The organism is [Clostridium] celerecrescens 18A (assembly GCF_002797975.1).
In the GTDB taxonomy this organism is placed as follows: domain Bacteria; phylum Bacillota; class Clostridia; order Lachnospirales; family Lachnospiraceae; genus Lacrimispora; species Lacrimispora celerecrescens.
Window position 1 is genome coordinate 410,954 of record NZ_PGET01000001.1, and the last position, 22,727, is coordinate 433,680.

The following is a 22,727-nucleotide window of genomic DNA, read 5'->3' on the forward strand; positions in this document are numbered from 1 at the left end:
GCCTCCCACTGTTTACATAATGAATGGAGGTAAAAGAAATTGCGCGCTATTTATTTAGAAGAACCGTGGAAGGTTGCATGTATTGACACTGAAAAACCAGAGCCAAAGGAAGGTCAGGCCCTTATCAAAGTGCGGGCAGCAGGTATCTGCGGAAGTGATATAGGTGCATACCGGGGAACCAATCCTCTGGTATCCTATCCAAGGATTATCGGCCATGAGGTAGTGGGAGAGGTAATATTCATTCCGGAGGACAACAGGAAAGGAATTAAGGCAGGAGACCATGTGATCGTAGATCCCTACCTCTTTTGCGGAGAGTGCTACCCCTGTTCCATTGGACGAACCAATTGCTGTACCGCTCTAAAGGTACTTGGGGTCCATGTGGAGGGAGGAATGTCCGACTATATGGTACATCCGGCAGATATGCTGTGGAAGCTTCCTGAAGATATGCCATGGGATATTGCACCGATGGCAGAGCCCCTTACCATTGCCTTGCATGGCATTCACAGAGGAGGTTTAAAGAAAGGGGAGCGTGTGGCAATCATAGGGGCAGGCCCCATCGGTCTTCTGGCAGCCATGTCAGCTCTGGCTTATGAGGCAGAGCCAATTGTCATTGACGTTGTTGCTGAGCGCCTTTCTTTTGCAAAAGAGCTGGGAGTAAAATATACCATTCATTCAGCAGAAGAAAACCTGGCTGAAAAGGTATTAGAATATACCAATGGCCGCTTGGCAGAGCTTGTTATGGAGTGCTCCGGTGCAAACCCGGCAGTCCGTTCTGCCCTGGACATTACAGCGAACGCAGGCCGGATCACGTTAACCGGCTGGCCGAAAAAAGAAACTCCGCTCCCTACCGATATGATCACCAGAAAGGAAATTGATATCCGCGGTGCCCGTACCAGTGCCAATGAATTTGAAGAAGCCATTGAGCTGATCCATTCAGGCAGGGTAGATGTGAGAAAAATACTGACCAAAACCGTCACGATGGAAGAAACCCCTGCAGTGATCGCTGATATTGAACAAAATTCCGGTAACTATATGAAAGTAAACGTAATTCTGTGACGGATGGCAGGAGAAAAGTCATACAGAGGAAAATGATGATTGACAAATAAAGAATTAGAACGTATAATTGTCTGGATCGAAGACATAAGTATCTGATTTACAATTAAATAGGCTTCATTAAGAGGGAGTAGTTTTAATGCATCGTCAACATCCTGACTGCCAAAGGGCAGCCTGGTGGTGCATGCCAGACAATGGTTACCAGACTTTTAATGTATTTATTCTGAACATTTCATATTTTTCAGAATAAGTGCATTAAAAGTCTTTTTCTTTTTCTTTTTGGGGCAATAATAAGTCAGAGAGATCAAACAGTACATGTTGATGTAAGCTGTCCGTATGGGCAGCAGAATGGAGGAAAGTTTGAAAGACTGGTATCAGAAAACAGAAGAAGAAGTTTTAGAAGCGCTTCATACGTCAAAGGAAGGCTTAAGTGCAACAGAAGCAGCCGGACTTCTTGCCAGCAAGGGAGAAAATATTCTGGAGGAGGGAAAGAAAAAAAGCACCCTTCAAGTATTTGCCGAGCAGTTCCGTGATCTGCTGGTGGTCATTCTGATTGCAGCGGCTGTCATTTCCATGCTTTCAGGAAATGCAGAAAGTACTATCGTTATCGTAGCGGTCATTGTGCTGAATGCGGTTCTTGGAACCGTGCAGCATGAAAAGGCCCAGAAGTCCCTGGCAAGCTTAAAATCCCTGTCGTCACCAACTGCCAAGGTGATCCGGGATGGACAAAAGGTTGAGATCGCTTCAAAAGGCGTGGTCCCCGGAGATATCCTGCTTCTGGAAGCCGGAGATATGGTAGTAGCTGATGGGCGGATCCTTAATAATTATTCCCTTCAGGTAAACGAAAGCTCCTTAACCGGCGAATCTACCAATGTGGATAAGGAAGAAGGGACTCTTGATACAGAAGCACCTCTGGCAGACCGGACCAATATGGTTTATTCCGGAAGCCTGGTTACTTACGGCAGAGCGGTTGTAGCTGTCACCGGAACCGGAATGGATACGGAGATCGGAAAGATCGCCAGCCTGATGAATGCGACTAAGGAGAAAAAAACACCTTTGCAGGTCAGTCTGGATCAGTTTTCCAGCCGTCTTGCCATGGTCATCATGGTAATTTGTGCCCTGGTGTTCCTGTTGAGCATTTATCGTAGAATGCCCCTTCTGGATTCCCTGATGTTTGCTGTGGCTCTTGCGGTTGCTGCTATTCCGGAGGCATTAAGCTCCATTGTAACCATTGTACAGGCAATGGGGACACAGCGGATGGCAAGGGAAAATGCCATTATAAAAGAATTAAAGGCGGTGGAAAGCCTTGGCTGCGTTTCCGTCATCTGTTCTGATAAGACCGGAACCCTGACTCAAAATAAGATGACTGTAAAGGATATTTATGTGGATGGAAAAGTCTGTCAGCCAGATGAGTTAGACCTTCGCAACCAGCTCCACCGGTATCTGCTTTACGATGCGCTGCTGACCAACGATTCCTCTATTGTAGAAGGAAAGGGGATCGGAGATCCTACGGAGTATGCCCTTCTTGAAATGGCAGGAAAAGTCAGCTTAAGCCATGATCTCATCAGGGAAATGATGCACCGTCTGGAAGAGATTCCATTTGATTCCGACCGGAAGCTGATGAGCACAAAATACCAGCTGCATGGAGTTCCTACCATACTGACAAAGGGTGCGGTGGATGTATTGCTGTACCGGACCACCCATATCCGTACTTCTGAAGGAGTCAGGGAACTGACAGAAAAAGACCGGGAGAATATCCTGGAACAGAATATGAAATTTTCAGAGAATGGACTTCGGGTGCTTGCTTTTGCCTATAAGGAAGTGGAGGAAGACCATGTGCTTTCCTTAAAATCAGAAAACGACTTTATCTTTATTGGGCTTATCTCCATGGTTGATCCGCCGAGAGAAGAGTCTAAGGATGCGGTAGCCGATGCCAAACGGGCAGGAATCCGGCCGGTAATGATCACCGGGGATCATAAGATCACGGCAACTGCCATAGCAAAGCAGATCGGTATTTTCGAAAAGGGTGATATGGCTGTTACCGGCGCAGAATTAGATGCTATGACCGATGAAGAGCTTGATTTGAATATTACTAAGACTTCCGTATATGCCAGAGTATCGCCGGAAAATAAGATCCGCATTGTGGATGCATGGCAGAGGCGGGGAAATGTTGTTTCAATGACAGGAGACGGAGTCAATGATGCGCCTGCCTTAAAGAAGGCCGACATTGGAGTGGCTATGGGAATCACCGGTACGGAGGTTTCCAAGGATGCTGCATCTATGATTCTGGCAGATGATAATTTCGCAACCATTATAAAGGCAGTTGCCAACGGCCGTAATGTTTACCGGAACATTAAAAACGCCATTCAGTTTTTGCTGTCCGGCAACATGGCTGGAATCCTTTCTGTCCTGTATACATCTATTATGGCACTTCCTGTCCCCTTTGCACCGGTTCATCTGCTTTTCATCAACCTGCTTACAGACTCTCTTCCGGCAATCGCTATTGGCATGGAGCCTGCGGAGCATGGCCTGCTTAACAGGAAGCCAAGAGATCCCAAAGAGGGAATCCTGTCCAAAGAATTTATGCTTAAGATCCTGGTACAGGGCGCGCTGATTGCCGCGTGTACCATGACGGCTTTCCATATCGGATTAAAGCAGGGCAGTGCAGCAACAGCCAGCACCATGGCCTTTTGTACCCTGACCCTTTCCCGGTTGTTCCACGGATTTAACTGCAGAAGCCGCCATTCTATTTTCCGGCTGGGTTTTGCAAGCAACTGGTACAGTCTTGGAGCATTCCTGGCAGGTGTTATCCTGTTAAGCCTTGTTATGTTTGTGCCTATCCTTGAAAAGCTGTTTTCAGTAGCTCCCCTTACAGCCAGCCAGATCGGCATCATATATGGCCTTGCAGTCATTCCTACGATTATCATACAGCTTGCAAAAATCATAAAGGAAAACAGGAAATAATTACTTCTAAAAAAAGAGGTTCAACCGTAAAAAAAGTGTTGAACCTCTTTTTCAAAAATGTTAAAATGTTTCCGTACATAAAAATTTAATATAGGAGAAAGGGACGACACATGACAGGACAACTTTCACTAAAAGTGAGAAATAGCGGACCGCTGTCCAGGCGGACGAAATTCCAAATTCTTGCCCTGGTGCCGATTTATTTTATTGTTGCAGGTCTCTTACTGCAGCCGTTTGATGAAATCTGGAGGGGTATCATTACAATTGTCAGAGAGCCAGATTTCCTGATAACGGATTATTTTGCTATTGGCGGCGTAGGAGCTGCTTTTGTTAATGCGGGTGTATTAACCTTATTAAGTATTGCAATTGTATATTTTCTTGGTATGGAGATGAGCGGCCATACTATAACCTCATGCTTTCTCATGTTTGGTTTTTCTTTGTTTGGGAAAAATATCATGAACATATGGGCTATCATGATGGGTATCTGCCTGTATTCTTATTATCACAAAACTTCCATTACACGTTATATTTATGTTGGCTTTTACGGGACCTCATTGTCCCCGATCATCACTCAGATCATGCAGATCGGCAATTTACATTTGGCGTCCAGGCTGATTTTGAGCATTATTGTCGGATTGGGAATTGGATTTGTACTTCCGCCCCTGTCCACTCATACGCACTACGCCCACAAGGGATATTCTCTCTATAATGTGGGATTTTCTGCCGGCATCATTGCCACGGTGATTGTATCACTGATGAAGTCCTTTGGAATCACCATAGAGACAAGACTGATCTGGTTTGAGGGAAACAACGAGCTGTTTGCAAGGTTGCTTCTGTTTTTATTTTTTGGTATGATAATATTTGCATTCCTGCTATCAGAGAATGTTGGAAAACGTTATCTGGAAATACTAAAAACCTATGGTCTCAGCGGAACCGATTATGTAAAGAGTGAGGGATTTGGGCCTACACTCCTTAATATGGGGATTAACGGAATTGTAGCAACATTGTTCCTTGTTATGTCAGGAGGAGCGTTAAACGGACCTACGATTGGAGGGATATTCACCATTGTAGGCTTCAGTGCAACAGGAAAGCACCTGCGAAACATTCTTCCTATCATGATGGGAGTGATACTTGGAGGAGCGGTCCAGAACTGGAGCATTACAGATCCCAACGCTCTTCTTGCCCTTTTATTGTCTACAACCCTTGCGCCGATTGCCGGTGAGTTCGGCATTTTAGCGGGTATTATAGCCGGATTTTTACACTCTGCCGCTGCCCTTAATGTAGGCATTGTTTACGGCGGAATGAACCTTTATAACAATGGCTTTGCTGGAGGTCTCATAGCCACCTTCCTGGTACCGGTGTACCAGTCTGTCCGGGACAGAAGCGCGCGGGCCAAGGTCCATGATTCCTTATAGCTTCTTGAGAAACGAAAGCCGGAAAAAAATTAATTCGAGAACAGGAAAATTTGAAAATGTTGTATCAGATAAAGGATGGGACAGTCATTGCCGGAGGCAGTCTGATCCTGTCGCATATTGACTTTGAAATACACGGCATGGAAAAAGTTGCGGTGGTAGGAAACAATGGAGCCGGAAAAACCACACTTTTAAAACTGATAGCCGGGGAATTGGATCTGGACCGGGATGATAAACGGGAAGGCCCTGGAATCACCAGTTCCAGAAAGCTGACGGTCGGATATTTAAAACAGCAGACATTTGATGATAAGGACAGGACAGTAGAGGAAGAACTGCTGTCCTCCTGTCCTATTGGGGATCCCTTTGCAAGGGAGCGGTTTGAATATGAGCGGGAATATGATACGCTGTTTACCGGGTTTGGGTTTACTATGGAAGATAAGAAAAAAAGAATCTCCCAGTTCTCCGGCGGAGAGCAGACGAAGATTGCCCTTATCCGTTACCTGCTGTTAAAACCAGATATCCTGCTTCTGGACGAACCTACCAATCATCTGGATATTCAGGCTACGGAATGGCTGGAGCAGTATATGAAGCAGTATGAAAAAGCAGTGGTGATGGTATCCCATGACCGCTTTTTTCTGGATCAGACGGTATCTGTGGTATATGAATTGTCGGGAAAGAGGCTTACCCGGTACCCTGGAAACTATACCCATTACCGGGAAGAAAAGAGGAAAGCGGTCAGGATTCAGACAAAGGCTTATGAACGGCAGCAGGAAGAGATCAAACGCTTAAATGATCTGGTGGAACGGTTTAAGAATAAGCCACGGAAAGCTTCATTTGCCAGGGCAAAAAGAAAGGCGATGGAACGGATGGGTCAGGCAGTGAAACCGGTGGAAGATGATATCCACATGTTCACAGGGCCTTTGGAACCTGCCTTTTTAGGAAGCAAATGGGTCTTGGAAGCGGAACACTTGAAAATCGGTTATGATCATCCTCTCATGGAACTGACCATGAGAATCCGAAGGGGCCAGAAGATAGGAATCCTGGGCCCAAACGGGGCCGGAAAAAGTACCTTTTTAAAAACAGTGGCAGGTCTTATTCCTCCGGTCACCGGGGAGTATTCCCTGGGAAATCAGATTACCATCGGCTATTTTGACCAGCATTCTTCAGAGATAGACTCTGATAAATCCGTTGCCCAGCATTTCCATGATTTGTTCCCTGCCCTGACAGAAAAAGAGGTCAGGAGCATTTTGGGGGCATATCTGTTTGGAGGAAAAGAGGCCGGAAAACGGGTGGGCCTCCTGTCGGGCGGAGAAAAGGCAAGGCTTGTCCTGGCAGAGCTTCTGCAGAGCAGGCCGAATTTTCTGATCCTGGATGAACCGACCAACCACATGGATATCAGGGCGAAGGAAACCCTGGAATCTGCATTGCGGGCTTATACGGGCACCATTTTGTTTGTATCCCATGACCGCTATTTTATAAGCCGGGTGGCAGAATCAGTTCTCATCTTTGAGAAACAGTCCGCCTTCTACTATCCCTTCGGTTATGAGCATTATCTGGAAGGCCGCAGAAGGGCAGAGAAGGGGGAAGGTCTTGCGGCACAGATCAGGGCGGAGGAGCAGGCTCTGATCGCCGGAATGCGTGCAGTCCCCAAGGCAGAAAAACACAGGTTAAGAGAGATACCGGTGGAAGAAGCCTACCTGGACTGGAAGCTTGGCCTGGTTTTGGAACGTCTTTTGCCCGCAGAAGACAGGGTGATGGTATTGACGGCTGCCATGGAGGAGATGAAAGAAAGATGGCTGGGATCGGAAGAATTCTGGAAGGAAGAAACGTGGGATGAGTCCGGTCGCTACGAGGAACTGAAGGAAGAGCAGCAAAAAGCATGGGAGAACTGGAATGAGCTGTGCCTGGAATGGTTTGATACAGCTTATGAAGAAGGCATGTAAACGTCTGTTTAAAAATAAATTGATAGAAAGTTAATAAAAAAATGAGCTTTGAAAGTGGCTGTCAGGCCGATCAAAGCTCATTTTTTAATACTATATTGTGATTAGGCTATGTTGAGGCAGCCCTATGGAACTGGAATTGTTTCCTTTATCAATACTTACCGGAATAATCATAGAGTGCTGAAGTGCCTGTATAAAATTCCGGTTCTGAGCGAAAGGAAGGAACGTATTCCTTATGAAAATCCGTTTGTTCTCCGTTTAATTTGAATTTCCCAACTTCCTGCTGCAGTGTCTCGGACTGTGCTGCCAGCTCCTCACTGGAAGCGGAGCTTTCTTCTGCGGTTGCTGCATTTGTCTGTATGACCGCAGATACCTGTGACAAGCCCTGATTGATCTGGTCGATTGCCACTACCTGTTGGGAAGAAGCAGATTCGATTTCCCGGATCGCCTGTTCCAAAAACCTTGATTTTTCTTCAACTTCCTGAAGGATTTTAGCAGCATCAACTGACATCTGTCTGCCTTCGGTAACTGCTTCGACAGAATGAACGATGAGGTTTGCCGTTTCCTTTGCCGCTTCCGCAGATTTGGTCGCAAGGTTCCGAACCTCATCCGCTACCACTGCAAACCCCTTTCCGGCGCTGCCTGCACGGGCGGCCTCAATAGCGGCATTTAATGCAAGAATGTTTGTCTGGAAGGCAATGTCCTCAATCACTTTCGTGATGCTGGAGATTTCTTCGGAAGTCGCGTTGATCTTATTCATAGATGCATTCAGGCTTTGCATGCGTATATTGCTTTCGTTGACTCCGGCTGCATTCTGTTCTACGTACTCGGAAGCCAAACGGACATTATCCGCATTCTGGCTGGCCTGTTTTGCTACTGTGGCAATGGCAGCGTTAAGCTCTTCCACGGTTGCGGCTTGTTCCGTAGAACCGGAAGCCAAGGCCTGTGCTGCGGAGGATACCTGTCCTGCGCCGGAGTTTACCTGATCGGCTGCTGTGTTTATAAGAAGCAGAGTCCGGTTGAGATCCTTCTCAATTTTTCGAAGGGCAAGTCCGAGCACGTCTTCCTCAGAACGAAGGGGAACTTCCTGTGTAAAATCTCCGTTGCTGATTTTTTCGGCAATGAGCACCTGATCCCGGATGCCAGCCAGCATAGTGGTAAAAGAGGCGGCAAGCTGACCGGTCTCATCTTTGGAGTTAACATCCTTTAAGTCAACTTCCACATGCCCTAGAGCGATTTTATCGGCAGCCTTTACAATCTGCCCGATCGGCAGGCTGATCATGCGGGAAATTCTTAAACCCAGGTATATGGCAATGGCTGTTCCTGCTAAAAGGATGGCGCAAAGGACAAACGTCAGGATGATTGCGGTAGAATCGTTGGTTTCACTGGTCTCTTTAGCCACCCTCATCCGGACATCCACCAGCTTGTCAAAATTATCAAACATCTTTTGGATGTTGTCTTTTTCATCATCGAAAGCGTGTAATGCTGTGTCCTTAGACCCCTGTTTGGCTACGTTTAAGCATTTTTGGATAGAGGGATCAAAGGAATCCGTAAATAATTGAGTGGCCTCGTCTATTAAAGCCAGAGCTTCTGAATTCTTGATACTTGTCCGGTACTCGGCGGAACTACTAAGAAAGTTGTTCTTTGCTTCCGTATAGCTTTTCTCCAGAGATTCCAGTTCCATGGTATTACCGGCATGGCTGGCCATTGCGTTGGCATCTGCACGAAGCTGATACAGATTTTTGGTGGCAATGATTAAGTCCTTCATGGGAACCGTCTGCTCTTTGTACAAAAAGGTGTCCAGCTTGTTGATTTGGGACATGCCCAAAACCCCTGTGATGCCGATCACAAGCATAATAAATGCCATGCTGAGAAAGGCTGTAAGTAATTTTCTGGTGATGCTGTAGTCTTTGAATTTCTTCATACTGATACCTCCTAGTTTTTCATCTGTTTTTCATCTGTTTTTTTATGTATAATCGTTTCCATTTGGTTTGTCATGTTCCTCAAAACACGAACTGATGTATACATACAACGTCTGAAGCCCCGTTTTCGGTATACAATATGAATCAATATTTTGCGAACATCTCCAGGCGGCAGTTTTACCAGAATTCTGCCATCCATTTTTAGACAAATATCGACAAGATTCATTATATAATACAAGATTATTGTTTGTCAATCTAAAGAAAAAGAGTGTTAATGATTGAATATAAAATTATTTTAATAAAAAATAAAAGGTATTTTACATGAATTTTTTGAACATTTCCTTCAAAAACTTCGACGAGGGACAAAAGTAATTGGAAACATGAATGTATTGTGCAATATACACATGACAAATGTCATATAACTAATTACATTAGTAATAAATGCATAAAAAATATTGACTTTTCCATTGGAGTTGTTATGATGATTACAGAGAAAGGGGGTAAAACATGAAATATCAGAAAGGGAATAAAAAGGTTATAGTGGCCGGACACATTTCCCTGGACATTACGCCGGTCTTTCATAACAGCGGTGATCAGAAGTTTTCTGCGCTTTTGCGTCCGGGAAAGCTTTTGCGTGTGGGTAAGGCACAGATATCCACAGGCGGGGCTGTTTCCAATACGGGTCTGGGCCTTCATGCCCTGGGAGCTGACGTTCTTTTGATGGCAAAGGTCGGTAATGATGACTTCGGCCTGATATTAAAGGAAAAGATCAGGCAAAGCGGATGTGAAAGCAGTATTCCGGCAGTGGAGGGGGAATCCACATCTTACACGGTGGTGATAGCTCCAAAGGGCTTTGACCGGTTTTTTATCCATGATCCCGGGTGCAATGATACGTTTTGCTGCAGGGACGTGGATTTTGGACAGGTGTCAGAGGCTTCCCATTTTCATTTTGGATATCCTACGCTGATGCGAAGATTTTATGAGAACAACGGGGAAGAGCTGGTCAGCCTTTTTCGGAAGATCAAAGAGCTTTCCCTTACCACATCCCTTGATTTAACGGCAGTTGATCCTGATTCTGAGGCGGCTGGCTGTAACTGGGAGGGGATCCTGGCATCTGTGCTTCCTTATGTGGATTTCTTTGTTCCAAGCATTGAAGAACTGGGATACATGCTTGACAAAAAGTTGTATGACAAATGGCAGGAAAGGGCAGGCGGAGAAGACGTCACATCCATACTTTCCTTAAGCGAGGATGTGGAGATTCTTGCGGACCGGGCGCTGAGTCTGGGAGCAAAAACCGTATTGTTAAAATGTGGGGCGGCCGGTATGTACTTAAAGACCGCACCGGAACATTTTTTGGAAGGCTGGGGCGCAATTGCCTGCTTCCAGAACAGCTTTGTCCCTGACCGGATCCTTTCAGCTACCGGGGCAGGGGATACGAGCATTGCTGCGTTTATAAAGGCTATGCTGGATGGATTAAGGCCTGAGGAATGTCTGGAGCTTGCGGCGGCAACAGGAGCTTCCTGCGTGACAGCTTATGATGCCATCAGCGGACTTCTGCCTTTTGAAGCTCTTAGGGAAAAGATTGAAAACGGGTGGGAACAACAGAACATCATACGCCCATAATAAAAATTATTAAATAGGAGGAAAAAGATATGCTGATCACAATGAAGGCAATTTTAGAGCTGGCGGAAGTAAAAAACATAGCAATAGGGGCATTTAACATTACTTCCCTGGAAGGGATCCAGGCGGTGCTCGAGGCCTCGGAAGAATTAAACCAGCCGGTAATCCTGCAATTTGCCCCGGTACATGAGGCAATCATCCCCATGAAGGTCATAGGTCCTATTATGCTCATGATGGCAGAAAGGGCTTCGGTACCGGTAGCTGTGCATCTGGATCATGGCGATGATTTAAGCATACTGAAGAAGGCCTTGGATATGGGATTTACTTCAGTCATGTATGACGGTTCTGCCCTGACCTTTGAGGAGAATGCAGCCAACACAAGGATCGCAGTTGAGATGGCAGGGACATACGCTGCATCTGTGGAAGCGGAAATCGGGGCCATGGGAAGACAGGAATTCTCCAGTATAGGAGAGGGAGAAGAGGGCGAAGCCATGGAAGGCTGCTATACGGACCCGGAGCAGGCGGAGAGATTTGTAAAAACCACGGGAATCGATGCCCTTGCATGCTCCTTTGGAACGGTTCACGGACTTTACATTACGGAACCAAAGCTGGATTTTGACCGGATCAGTCAGATAAAAAACAGGATCGGACTTCCCATAGTTATGCATGGAGGCTCTGGTGTCAGTGACCAGGACTTCCGTAAGTGCATCAATAATGGCGTCCGTAAGATCAATTATTATACATACTTAGCGAAGGCTGGCGGAATGCATGTAAAAGAAAAGGCCATGAAGTCGGAAGGATATGTATATTATCATGATGTGACCTTATGGGGGATCGAAGCCATGAAAAAGGATGTGCTTCATACCATAAGAGTATTTTCCAATCTGGAATAAGGAGGTTTCCGATGAAACGTTCAGAAATAAACAAGGCTTTAAGGGAAATGGAAGAGATGGCAAAGGCATGTGGCTTTGTCCTTCCTCCGTTTTGCCATTTTACGCCGGATGAGTGGAAGGAAACAGGCCATGATTATGATGAGATCCGTGACAACATGCTGGGCTGGGATATTACGGATTTTGGAATGGGCGACTTTGATAAGGTGGGATTTTCTCTGATCACACTGCGAAACGGAAATGTGAACATGGAGAAATATACAAAGCCATATGCGGAAAAGCTGCTTTATATTAAGGTAGGCCAATCCGCAGCCATGCATTTTCATTGGACGAAAATGGAGGACATTATCAACAGGGGCGGAGGAAATGTGCTCATCCGGGTCTATGAGTCCATGGCAGATGGGGAATTTGCGGATACGGATGTGACTGTTCACAGTGATGGTCGGGAATATAAGGTGGCTGCAGGGACCCAGGTAAAGCTGTGTCCGGGAGAAAGCATTACCATCTATCCGGGACTGTACCATGATTTTGAACTGGAGCCGGGAACCGGTCCTGTACTTTTGGGAGAAGTTTCCATGTGCAACGATGACAAAGGGGATAACCGGTTTTATCTTCCTGCCGGTCGTTTCCCTGAGATTGAAGAGGATGAGCCTCCCTACCGTCTTCTTTGCAACGAATATCCAGCGGCGGAATAAGGCGTTGCAAAACCTGGATCCTCAAGAGAGCAGCATAAAAATGTTACATTTGTCATATAAAACTCATTACATTGTGCACATGTTTTAAAAATAAACTCATGATATGATAAAAATGTAGCAAATATAACAATCATATTGTGTGTAAGGAGGAAGTAACATGAAAAAAAGCACAAAAAAATTAACTATAATGTTAATTTGTGCAGCTCTTGCAGGAATCTCTCTGGCAGGGTGCAGCAATGGGGAGCCAGAGACGAAAGCGCCTGAGACAACGGCAGCCGCCACTACGGCAGCAGAGACAAAAGCAGCCGCGGAGACAAAAGCAGCCGCAGAGACAAAGGCAGCGGTAAAATCCGAATCCGGTGTCAACATGGCTGATGCCAATGTGAAGAAAAAAGATCCAAGCAAACACTATAAATTCGGATATACCTGCATGGATGGTACAAACCCATTCTTCGTTACCATTGAGAAGACCATGCGGGAAATGGTTGAGGCCCAGGGCGATGAGCTTATTTCTGTGGATCCGGCCAATGATGTAACCCTTCAGATCACTCAGGTGGAAGATTTGATTTCCCAGAGTATTGATGCCATGTTCATGAACCCGGCGGAAGCGGAAGGCATTCTGCCGGCTCTGGATCAGCTAAAGGCGGCTAATGTTCCCATCGTAGGCTTTGATACGGAAGTGGCTGATTTGTCTTACCTGATTTCCTACACAGGATCCGATAACTATAATGCCGGTTTTGTATGCGGCGAGGACCTGGTTAAGAAGTGTCCGGAGGGCGGAGATATCATTGTACTTGATTCCCCTACCATGAATTCCGTAACCGACAGAACCAACGGCTTCCTGGATGCGATCAAAGGACATAACTTTAACATCGTAGCCCAGCAGGATGCAAAGGGCAACTTACAGGTTGCCATGGGCATTGCAGAAGACCTTCTCCAGGCACACGGCGATGTGGTTGCCATCTTCGGCGGCAACGATCCGACAGCACTTGGAGCCCTGGCAGCCGCCAATGCAGCAGGAATCAAGGACTGCAAGATCTACGGCGTAGACGGTTCTCCTGATATCAAGGCTGAGATGGCTTCCGGTGAGTCCCTTATTGAAGGAAGCGGCGCACAGTCACCGGTTAAGATCGCACAGTCTGCAGTCAATATTATGTACTCTTATTTAAATGGTGATAAAGTAGATGACCGTTATCCGGTAGAAACCTTCCTGATTACATCTGATAATGTAAAGGATTTCGGAACAGACGGCTGGCAGTAAAAGAAATTCAGAAAGTGCTGTGGGAGGGTGTCTCAAAACAGGAGAAACATTGGGTTTGGGACGCCCTCCAGGCGCTTTAAATCGGTAAATCCCAGAAGACAATGCAATCGTTAGAACAGGCAGGTGAGTTTATGAGCGAAAAGATTCTGCTTCAGATGAAAAATATCCATAAATCCTTCCCGGGAGTAAAGGCGCTTACAGGAGTGGATCTAGAACTCCGTACCGGTGAGGTCCATGCGCTTCTTGGGGAGAACGGAGCCGGAAAGTCAACGTTAATAAAGGTTTTAGGCGGCATTTATATAGCGGAAGAGGGAGAGATTTTCATTGATGGCCATAAGGTGATCATTGACGGGGTAAATACCTCCCATGCAAACGGTATCTCTATCATTCATCAGGAGCTGGTGCTGGTACCTCATATGACCGTAGCGGAAAATATCTTTCTGGGACGGGAGCCGGGAAAGGGCGGCTGGATCAATCATGAAGCAATGGAGAAGGAAGCCCAGAAATTACTTGATGATTATCATATGAACATTCATGCAGATACACTCGTTAAGAATTTGACGATCGCCCAGCAACAGATGGTGGAGATTGTAAAGGCAATTTCCTATCATTCAAAGATCCTTGTTATGGATGAGCCGACTTCTTCTATTTCAGATAAAGAAGTGGAATTCCTGTTTAAGACCATGCGGGTGCTGACAAAGAAAGGTGTAGGTATCATTTACATTTCCCACAAAATGGATGAACTGGAACAGATCTGTGACAGGGTGACCGTATTGCGGGATGGTGCCTTTGTAGGAACGGAAGTTGTAAAAGATACGACGAGAGATAAGCTGATCGCCATGATGGTCGGCCGGGAGCTGACCAAGTACTATACCCGGGATTATCTGGAACCAGGCGAAGTGGTATTAAAATGTGAAAATATAGCAGACGGAAACATGGTAAAGGGAGCCAGCTTTGAGCTGTGCAAAGGAGAAATCATAGGATTTGCAGGACTTGTGGGGGCAGGTCGCAGTGAAGCCATAAAATGCATCTTCGGCCTTACCCCGGGTTCTACCGGAAAGATTTTCGTGGAGGGCAGGGAAGTGAAGATCAAATCTCCCGTTGATGCCATGAAATACGGAATCGCTCTGGTCCCGGAGGACAGGAAGCAGGAGGGAATTTACAAGGTGCAGACCGTCCGCTTTAACTCTACCATTGAAGTGCTTAAATCCTTTATAAAAGGAATCTGGGTGGATTCGAAAAAAGAAGAAAGGATCACTCAGGAATATATTGATATGATGGATACCAGAACTCCATCTCAGGAGCAGTTGATAGGAAACTTGTCCGGCGGAAACCAACAGAAGGTCATGATCGGAAGATGGCTTGCCACTTCTCCTAAGATCCTGATTCTTGATGAGCCTACCAGAGGCGTGGACGTTGGCGCAAAATCAGAGATCTACGGGATTATGAATGAGCTGGTTAAAGACGGCATGTCGATCATCATGATTTCCTCCGAGCTGCCAGAGATCTTAAACATGAGCGACCGGGTTTATGTCATGTGCGACGGCAGGGTCACAGGCTGTTTCAGCCATGAGGAAAGCGTCACGCAGGAAGAGATCATGAAGCTGGCAGCAAAGTAGGAAAGAGGGGAAAATCAAATGGCAACAAGACTTCAAAAAAACATAAAACAATACTTAAAAGACAATATCGGTATTATCGGGGCATTGCTGATCCTGTGTATTTTCTTATCCGTTTTTCCAAAGACCAGCGGCGCCTTCCTGACACATAAGAACATGTTCAATGTGTTAAGGCAGATTTCATCAAACTTATTCCTGGCATGCGGCATGACTATGGTCATCATTTTGGGAGGCATCGACCTTTCCGTCGGTTCTATCATTGCCTTGTCCGGCTGTGTGGCCGCCGGTTGTGTGGCCCGCTATAACCTTCCCATATTTGCAGCTATCATCATTGGCATCCTCATTGGCATGGCAGTGGGCATGATGAATGGTGTGGTCATTTCCAAAACAACCATTCCACCGTTTATTGTGACCCTTGCTACCATGAATGTGGCGAAGGGTCTGGCATATGTCTATACCGGTGGTTCACCGGTGCGTGTGGTTACGAAGGCATGGCAGTTTCTCGGCGCCGGTTACATCGGTGGTGTTCCAACACCGGTCATACTTTTGGTATTTGTCCTCATGATAACTGCGGTTATTATGAATAAGACAAAGCTGGGGCGCCATATCTACGCAGTGGGCGGCAATGCCCAGGCGGCGAAATTTTCCGGCATCAGCACAGCCAGGGTAAAGCTTCTGGTTCATACATATTCCGGTATTATGGCCGGCCTTGCCGGCGTGGTATTGGCCTCCCGCATGTACTCCGGGCAGCCAACCGCAGGTGACGGGGCGGAAATGGATGCCATTGCAGCAGTAGTGGTAGGAGGTACTTCCATGGCAGGCGGTTCCGGAAAGATCGGCGGAACCATTATCGGCGGCCTTATTATCGGTGTGTTAAACAACGGGCTCAATCTGATGAATGTCAATTCCTTCTGGCAATATGTAGTAAAGGGCATCGTCATACTCCTGGCTGTATTCATCGACTATTTAAGAAATAAAAAGAAGGATTGAAATCACATCCTTACAAAAAGCGTTTCCTTAACGGAGAGACGCTTTTTGTGATATACTGTCCATGAAAGAAGCACTGCGGATTTATTGACAATAAATAAACAACCATGGAGACTGAAGCACATGAAGATGAGGACAGGACGATTTATTCTGATTTTAGCAATATTGGCTGTTTTGCCCGGATGCAGAAGAAATGAGAAAGGCCCCAGACAACACGAGGCCCTCCTTTTTGGGGCGACCTATATGACAAGGAACAACCCTTATTTTGACATTCTGAACCAGGGAATCGAAGAAGTGGTGGTAGCCAACGGGGATATTCTTCTCACCAGGGATCCCCTTCAGGACCAGGAGAAACAGAATGAGCAGATTTTGGAATTGATCCATGAGGGAATCTGCATGCTGTTTCTAAATCCTGTGGACTGGGAGGCTGTTACCCCTGCCCTTGACGCATGCAAAGAGGCAGGAGTTGCTGTCATCAATGTGGATACCGCGGTAAAGGACCGGGATTCTGTCATATCCATCATAGAAACGGACAATTATCAGGCAGGGCAGATTTGTGCCCTGGATATGATGAAGAGGAAGAAATCCGCCAATATTATAATTCTGGACAACCCCATACAAATGTCCATCACCTACCGTTCCCAGGGATTTACCGATGCAATTGCGGGCAATGACAATTACCGGGTGGTATACCGTCATGCAGCAGCCGGGGAAATTGAGGTGTCTTCCAAAGTGATGGAGGAAATTTTGCGTAAAAATATTGACTTTGATGTCATCCTGGGCGGCAACGATCCGACGGCGCTGGGAGCCCTTGCGGCTTTGCAGCAGGCCAGGAGGGAGGAAGGAATCCTGATCTACGGGATCGACGGTTCCCCTGATTTTAAATCGATCCTGGATATGGGCTATGTAACCGGAACCAGCGCCCAAAGCCCCAAGTCCATCGGCAGGGTGGCGGCGGAAACGGCTTACCGTTATCTGGCAGGAGAACCGGTGGATAAATACATAAGCCTGCCCAGTACATTGATTACAAAGGACAATCTTGAAAATTACGAAATTGACGGTTGGCAGTAGGTAAAAGAGATGGAAGCAGAAAAAATTAACAGCCGGATCGGCCTCCTTCAGGTGGGGATTCTGGCCTTAAACATGATCTCGGTCATGGGGATCAGCATATTTATTTACTGGACAATTGAAAAAATCCGCAGGGCGTATGCAGCAAGGGAGTTCTTAAACGGGATCCAGGCGGTCGTATGGTATCCTTATGCAAAAATCTGGCTCTGTGCCCTTCTTTTAGGAATGCTGACCTTAAGCATGGTAATTCGTGACCGTTTGTTTCCCAATAACAGCAAGGTCATCCTCACCAGCCTGGTTGCAGATTTTATCATTTGCTTTATGATCATTATTCTTTTAAATTTTAACTATAACGGAATCCTGCTTCTGGTGTTCTCCAATGTCATCATGTATGTGAAGAACGGGAAATCCAGATATATCCTGGCTGCCGTTGCCATCGGAAGCTTTATATTGGCTGACTATGAGCTATTGTCCATTTCTTACCGACTGTACTCCATCCAGGATTATATCTCTTATTACAGCGCATCGGTGCAGCAGTACCTTTTAAGTGCATACAACATTTTAATATCCTTAAATGTTATTGTGTTTGTTGTATACTGTGTTAACATCATCAACGAGCAGCAGGGTAATTTAGATGAGATTCACGGACTCAATGAAAAGCTTCAGGAGGTCAATGAGCAGCTTCAAAAGTATTCCCTCATGGCTGAAAAAATGGCTGAAACAAGGGAGAGGAACCGTCTGGCCAGGGAGATACATGACACCCTGGGCCATACCCTGACCGGGATTGCAGCAGGGATCGATGCCTGTCTTGCCATCATTGGTACTTCCCCGGAGCAAACCAAAAAGCAGCTGGAGCTAATCTCCAAGGTCACAAGAGATGGGATAAAGGACATCCGCCGTTCGGTAAGCGAATTAAGGCCGGATGCCTTGGAGCGTTTCAGCCTGGAATATGCGATTAACAAAATGGTCACGGATATTAATGCGGTTTCAGAAACCAGGATCTATTTTGATTGCAGGGTCCAGAACTTAAAGTTTGATGAAGATGAGGAGAATGCCATTTACCGTGTGGTTCAGGAAGGGATCACCAATGCCATGCGCCACGGACATGCAAAGGAGATCTGGATCACCATGAAAAGGGAAAATCAGGACATCCTGATTCAGATTAAGGACAATGGAATCGGGTGTAAGGAAATGAAAAACGGCTTCGGAACAAAGCACATGAAAGAGCGGATCAGGATGTTAAGCGGAGTTGTGACGTTTGACGGAAGCAATGGGTTCATCGTCAATGCAAGAATACCGATTCGGAGGGGGGAGACTTATGATTAAAGTATTGATTGCGGATGATCAGGAATTGATCCGTCAGAGCCTGCAAATCGTATTAAACAGCAGGCAGGACATGATGGTGACTGATGTGGCCTCAGACGGCCAGGAGGTGATCCGGTGCGTGAGGAAGAACGTGCCGGATGTGATTTTAATGGATGTGCGGATGCCAAAGATGGACGGAGTGCAGTGCACAAAGATCATTAAGGAAAGCTATCCCCAGATTAAGATCATTATACTGACCACCTTTGATGATGATGAATACGTTTATAATGCGTTGAAATACGGGGCAAGCGGGTACATGCTTAAAGGTGTTTCCATGGATGAGCTGGTAGGAGCCATTACAACGGTTTACAATGGCTGGGCAATGATCAATCCGGATATTGCAACAAAGGTTCTGCGTTTCTTTTCTCAGATGGCCCAGGCGGATGAAACCATTTCTGTCCGGGAGAAAAACATGGACGAACTGACCAGAACGGAATGGAAGATCATCGCCCAGGTGGAGAAGGGGGCCAGCAACAAGGAAATCGCAAAGGCCTTGAACCTTTCTGAGGGAACGGTCCGCAATTACTTGAGCACGATTTTAAACAAGCTGGATTTAAGGGACCGCACCCAGCTGGCGATCTGGGCTGTCCAGACCAATGTAAGAAAGCGGATAGATACTTAGTATGCAAATAGAAGAACAAAGGGGTAACAGGAATGGGGAAGTGGAGAAAGCGCCTTTGCATGAGTGTCTTCATAGGGGCACTGACTGCAGCAGCCTTGATTTACCGCGATCAGCATAAGGAAACAGTTCTGGAATTCGGCATGTTCACGGGGAGCAACTGGGATGTGGCCAGTGCCAACAGCTTTAAGATCATAGACAAAGCGGTGAAACGCTTTGAGGAATCTCACCCCAATGTGAAGATCCATTATTACAGCGGAATCGCAAAAGAAGATTATTCGGAATGGTGCGCCCGTAAGCTTTTGGAAGGGGAGATGCCGGATGTGTTCATGGTTCTGGATTCGGATTTTGACAAGTTCACTTCCCTGGGAGTCATGAAGGATTTAGATGAGCTGATGACAGGGGATGACACCTTTCATAGAGAGGATTTTTTTACCACGGCATTGAATACGGGGCGCCGAAATGGACGCCAGTATGCTCTTCCCTATGAAACAGTTCCCACTCTCATGTTTGTAAATAAATCTCTGCTGGCAAAAGAGATGATCCAGATGCCGAGGGAGGACTGGACTTGGGAGGATATGTACGAGATATGCAGGAAGGTGACAAAAGATACGGATAAGGACGGACTTTTGGATCAATTCGGTACTTATAATTACAGCTGGCGGGATGCATTTTACACCAGCGGAGGAAAACTGTATGACGAAAACCAGGAACAGATTGCCTTTACTGACAGCCGGGTTCTGGATGCAATCAAATATATCAAACGGCTGAATGACCTAAACCAGGGACAGAGTGTTACTCAGGAAGCTTTTAATGAGGGAAGGGTTGCATTCATGCCACTGACCTTTGCGGAATACCGTACCTATAAGACCTATCCTTACCGGATTAAAAAGTACACCAGGTTTCAGTGGGACTGCATCACCTTCCCGGCGGGAAGGGAAGGGGAAAACATATCAAAGGTAGATGCTTTATTGATGGGGATCAACAGCAAGACAAAGCATGAAAAATTGGCATGGGAATTTTTGAAACAGCTGACCTACAGTCAGGAAATGCAGATGGATGTATTTCTCTACTCCCAGGGCGTTCCTGCCTTAAAGAGCGTAGCTTCCTCTAAAGAAGGGGCAAATATCATACAGGAGGACATGGATGAGGGAGAGCAGGTAATCAGCAGCACCCTGCTGTATAATGTTATTGAGGATGGCATCATTGAGTCTAAGCTATTGCAATACCAGCAGATCATGAATCTGGCCGACGGGGAGGTATCAAAGATTCTGCAGGAAAATAAAAATGTTGACAGCAGCATGAAAATATTTCAGAGGACGGTCAGTAAATATTTGCAGCAGCAGAAATAAGTTGGCGTGATGCGCCCCAATTAAAATTAACATATCACATTCACTTACAAAACACAAATTCGGGCATGAAAAACCATGCTCAAGGCATTGATGCCCTATACATATTTTCCAAAATAAGAAAAGAAAGATAAAAGGTTACACTGAAATAGACAAAAGAGAAAAATCATGTTACAATCTTTCCAGAATATGGAATAGTGGGGGAGCAAGAGATGAAAACCGGTAAATTGCTGGAAGCGCTGATTGATATTGCACAGACGCCGAAAACAGACTTTGCAATCAGCATGAATATGACTCCTAGTGGTTTAAGTAAGATTCTAAAAGGAGGAAGGCTGCCTTTTTTAAAGGAAAAGAGAGCATTCAGCAGGCAGGCTGCTGCCTATTTTGCCGAGATTCTGTATGGCCATGGCTGTTATTTGAAATTTATTCATATTTTTCCGGTCATATATAATTTCAGTTCCAGGTACGAACTGGAAATATTTCTGGCCTATGCCATAGAATACGCTTTTGATAAAGACTTTGACGAGGAGAATAATGGGAATCTGGGCTATCCGGACAGGGAAGCCAGCTTTCTGGGGAAAAAGACCATTCTGAACATGTTTTGTGTGCTTGTTTCCGATCATGTCATGGATAATCATGATATTCCCCTTGAGTTTTACAGTACCCTTTCTTTTTTTGACCAGTCATATACCGATATTTTCCAAAGAATAAAAATATCAGGTTCCCAAAAGAGGGAAAGAGCTGTCTTTAACCACTATTTTGATATGTCCGTGATTGAGGCGTCAGCCATCGATAATAATACCGATATACTATCCGCTATAGTCGGAGCAGAGGAGTATGTAGATTTAAATTTATGGAAAATCACAAAGGAAATGAATTGCACCTTTTTACTTTTAAAGGGGCAATTTCTTTTGATCTTCAGTCTTCAGCTGGATGGGATGCCCCTTATGACCTTTGTCAGTCATAAAGGCTATTTAAACGTCTTCTATAATTCACTTGTAAAGAAGGAGGCTAAGAAAATAAGCTATAGCGGAAGGGAAGCAGTGACTGCTTTAGAGGCAGATTCCTCCATTCTAACCAGGCTTATGGACATGCATGTGGAAGCCGTATATAATTTTATATCCATTGGTTATTTAATCGGAGAAAAGGATTTGGATTCCGTAAACGGGAGGGCAGTCTCAAAAAGAGCTGTTCTGGAACTTTTTCGTAGAATACTGGATAAGGAAACTGCCTTTTTCGTGACTGTGGATGCGATGATAGGTTTTTGCTCTACGGGAAAAGCTATTGTACCTCTTTTGGGCGTCGTTGACTTTCCGCCCGAGGAGCGTATCCCATACCTGCAAAGGTTTAATACCTTTATTAATGATAAAAGTTCTGATAAAGTCAGGATCGTGAACAGTGAACAGCCGAAAGCGGCAGTATTCTGTTTACAGGGGCTAAATCTGATATATACGATTGACCATGATTATAAGACTGAAAAAATCCATTGCTTTGAAACGGAACTTTTTCAGTTGATTTTAAGCAGGGAAACATCGGAAACTACGATGAAATTACTGGATTTCAGCCCTGACTTATGGCTGGCGTATCTCGATGAGATGTCCAGAAACCTTGTCCGATCCGCTTTATAAAAATATTTTGGAGAAAAGGCTAAGGTATATGCCTGAAACTGCATTTTGGAGGCTGCTGAAAATATTAAAAACAGAATATAATTACCTAAGAAATAATGGAGTAAATAAAACCGGTGCCAGGATTTGAGTCCTGACAACGGTTTATTTATTTAAGAAATTAATATTCTGGCTTATCCTTGGTATTCTGGTATTTTTACCTAAAGTACGTGAACCCGAAATTGGATGAAGTATCTGGTGAATATGAAATTTAGTTCTGTATTCTTTAACTTTTTGCAAGAATAAGATAAGAATTTTATATCAGAAAGGGTTGGCGAATCCGACAAGCCAAAGACTACTTAACC

General features: G+C 45.6%; 16 protein-coding genes. 15 read left to right on the forward strand and 1 reads right to left on the reverse strand.

All coding sequences use genetic code 11. The annotated features are described in order from the left end of the window. Positions 1 to 39 precede the first annotated feature (39 nt). From H171_RS02035 to H171_RS02050, 4 genes are all read left to right on the forward strand, one after another. Positions 40 to 1,056 (forward strand): zinc-dependent alcohol dehydrogenase, encoded by a 1,017-nt coding sequence (locus tag H171_RS02035; RefSeq protein WP_100303650.1) that lies wholly within the window; start codon positions 40 to 42, stop codon positions 1,054 to 1,056. 357 nt (positions 1,057 to 1,413) lie between these two features. Further along, positions 1,414 to 4,017 (forward strand): cation-translocating P-type ATPase, encoded by a 2,604-nt coding sequence (locus H171_RS02040; protein ID WP_100303651.1) that lies wholly within the window; start codon positions 1,414 to 1,416, stop codon positions 4,015 to 4,017. 110 nt (positions 4,018 to 4,127) lie between these two features. Further along, complete coding sequence (locus H171_RS02045) at positions 4,128 to 5,429, forward strand: DUF1576 domain-containing protein (protein WP_100303652.1); 1,302 nt, start codon at positions 4,128 to 4,130, stop codon at positions 5,427 to 5,429. A 56-nt stretch (positions 5,430 to 5,485) separates the two neighbouring features. Beyond that, positions 5,486 to 7,369, forward strand: a complete 1,884-nt coding sequence (locus H171_RS02050) for an ABC-F family ATP-binding cassette domain-containing protein (protein ID WP_100303653.1) — start codon at positions 5,486 to 5,488, stop codon at positions 7,367 to 7,369. Between the two features lie 148 nt (positions 7,370 to 7,517). On the opposite strand, the gene H171_RS02055 is transcribed toward H171_RS02050, so the two are convergent. Continuing rightward, positions 7,518 to 9,290, reverse strand: a complete 1,773-nt coding sequence (locus H171_RS02055) for a methyl-accepting chemotaxis protein (RefSeq protein WP_100303654.1) — start codon at positions 9,288 to 9,290, stop codon at positions 7,518 to 7,520. Positions 9,291 to 9,795: 505 nt separating this feature from the next. Between H171_RS02055 and H171_RS02060 the strand changes: the two genes are divergently transcribed. From H171_RS02060 to H171_RS02110, 11 genes are all read left to right on the forward strand, one after another. Next, positions 9,796 to 10,911, forward strand: coding sequence for a carbohydrate kinase family protein (locus tag H171_RS02060; RefSeq protein ID WP_100303655.1), 1,116 nt, complete (start codon positions 9,796 to 9,798; stop codon positions 10,909 to 10,911). Between the two features lie 29 nt (positions 10,912 to 10,940). Next, on the forward strand, positions 10,941 to 11,801 hold the full coding sequence (locus tag H171_RS02065; protein WP_100303656.1) for a class II fructose-bisphosphate aldolase: 861 nt from the start codon (positions 10,941 to 10,943) through the stop codon (positions 11,799 to 11,801). Between the two features lie 11 nt (positions 11,802 to 11,812). Continuing rightward, entirely contained in the window at positions 11,813 to 12,493 is a 681-nt protein-coding gene (locus H171_RS02070) for a D-lyxose/D-mannose family sugar isomerase (RefSeq protein ID WP_100303657.1), read from the forward strand. A 157-nt stretch (positions 12,494 to 12,650) separates the two neighbouring features. Beyond that, positions 12,651 to 13,754 (forward strand): sugar ABC transporter substrate-binding protein, encoded by a 1,104-nt coding sequence (locus H171_RS02075; protein ID WP_100303658.1) that lies wholly within the window; start codon positions 12,651 to 12,653, stop codon positions 13,752 to 13,754. Positions 13,755 to 13,885: 131 nt separating this feature from the next. Continuing rightward, entirely contained in the window at positions 13,886 to 15,373 is a 1,488-nt protein-coding gene (locus tag H171_RS02080; protein WP_100303659.1) for a sugar ABC transporter ATP-binding protein, read from the forward strand. A gap of 18 nt (positions 15,374 to 15,391) precedes the next feature. Continuing rightward, on the forward strand, positions 15,392 to 16,360 hold the full coding sequence (locus H171_RS02085; protein ID WP_100303660.1) for an ABC transporter permease: 969 nt from the start codon (positions 15,392 to 15,394) through the stop codon (positions 16,358 to 16,360). A 120-nt stretch (positions 16,361 to 16,480) separates the two neighbouring features. Further along, positions 16,481 to 17,428 (forward strand): sugar ABC transporter substrate-binding protein, encoded by a 948-nt coding sequence (locus tag H171_RS02090; RefSeq protein ID WP_100303661.1) that lies wholly within the window; start codon positions 16,481 to 16,483, stop codon positions 17,426 to 17,428. 9 nt (positions 17,429 to 17,437) lie between these two features. Then, the gene (locus H171_RS02095; RefSeq protein ID WP_100303662.1) at positions 17,438 to 18,751 is read left to right on the forward strand and encodes a sensor histidine kinase; all 1,314 of its coding nucleotides are present in this window, start codon (positions 17,438 to 17,440) and stop codon (positions 18,749 to 18,751) included. Further along, the gene (locus H171_RS02100) at positions 18,744 to 19,412 is read left to right on the forward strand and encodes a response regulator transcription factor (protein WP_100303663.1); all 669 of its coding nucleotides are present in this window, start codon (positions 18,744 to 18,746) and stop codon (positions 19,410 to 19,412) included. Before H171_RS02095 ends, H171_RS02100 begins: the two co-directional genes overlap by 8 nt. 32 nt (positions 19,413 to 19,444) lie before the next feature. After that, positions 19,445 to 20,761 carry an ABC transporter substrate-binding protein gene (locus H171_RS02105; RefSeq protein ID WP_100303664.1) on the forward strand — a complete coding sequence of 439 codons (1,317 nt, stop codon included), beginning with the start codon at positions 19,445 to 19,447 and terminating at the stop codon, positions 20,759 to 20,761. A 209-nt stretch (positions 20,762 to 20,970) separates the two neighbouring features. Continuing rightward, complete coding sequence (locus H171_RS02110) at positions 20,971 to 22,386, forward strand: hypothetical protein (protein ID WP_100303665.1); 1,416 nt, start codon at positions 20,971 to 20,973, stop codon at positions 22,384 to 22,386. The last annotated feature ends 341 nt before the right edge of the window (positions 22,387 to 22,727 follow it).

Excerpts from the sequence above, each read along its gene's own strand:
- H171_RS02095 (WP_100303662.1), top strand. The coding sequence starts at position 17,438 with ATGGAAGCAGAAAAAATTAACAGCCGGATCGGCCTCCTTCAGGTGGGG.
- H171_RS02070 (WP_100303657.1), top strand. The coding sequence starts at position 11,813 with ATGAAACGTTCAGAAATAAACAAGGCTTTAAGGGAAATGGAAGAGATG.
- H171_RS02100 (WP_100303663.1), top strand. The coding sequence starts at position 18,744 with ATGATTAAAGTATTGATTGCGGATGATCAGGAATTGATCCGTCAGAGC.
- H171_RS02055 (WP_100303654.1), bottom strand. The coding sequence starts at position 9,290 with ATGAAGAAATTCAAAGACTACAGCATCACCAGAAAATTACTTACAGCC.
- H171_RS02075 (WP_100303658.1), top strand. The coding sequence starts at position 12,651 with ATGAAAAAAAGCACAAAAAAATTAACTATAATGTTAATTTGTGCAGCT.
- H171_RS02090 (WP_100303661.1), top strand. The coding sequence starts at position 16,481 with ATGAAGATGAGGACAGGACGATTTATTCTGATTTTAGCAATATTGGCT.
- H171_RS02085 (WP_100303660.1), top strand. The coding sequence starts at position 15,392 with ATGGCAACAAGACTTCAAAAAAACATAAAACAATACTTAAAAGACAAT.
- H171_RS02065 (WP_100303656.1), top strand. The coding sequence starts at position 10,941 with ATGCTGATCACAATGAAGGCAATTTTAGAGCTGGCGGAAGTAAAAAAC.
- H171_RS02080 (WP_100303659.1), top strand. The coding sequence starts at position 13,886 with ATGAGCGAAAAGATTCTGCTTCAGATGAAAAATATCCATAAATCCTTC.
- H171_RS02060 (WP_100303655.1), top strand. The coding sequence starts at position 9,796 with ATGAAATATCAGAAAGGGAATAAAAAGGTTATAGTGGCCGGACACATT.
- H171_RS02045 (WP_100303652.1), top strand. The coding sequence starts at position 4,128 with ATGACAGGACAACTTTCACTAAAAGTGAGAAATAGCGGACCGCTGTCC.
- H171_RS02050 (WP_100303653.1), top strand. The coding sequence starts at position 5,486 with ATGTTGTATCAGATAAAGGATGGGACAGTCATTGCCGGAGGCAGTCTG.
- H171_RS02105 (WP_100303664.1), top strand. The coding sequence starts at position 19,445 with ATGGGGAAGTGGAGAAAGCGCCTTTGCATGAGTGTCTTCATAGGGGCA.
- H171_RS02110 (WP_100303665.1), top strand. The coding sequence starts at position 20,971 with ATGAAAACCGGTAAATTGCTGGAAGCGCTGATTGATATTGCACAGACG.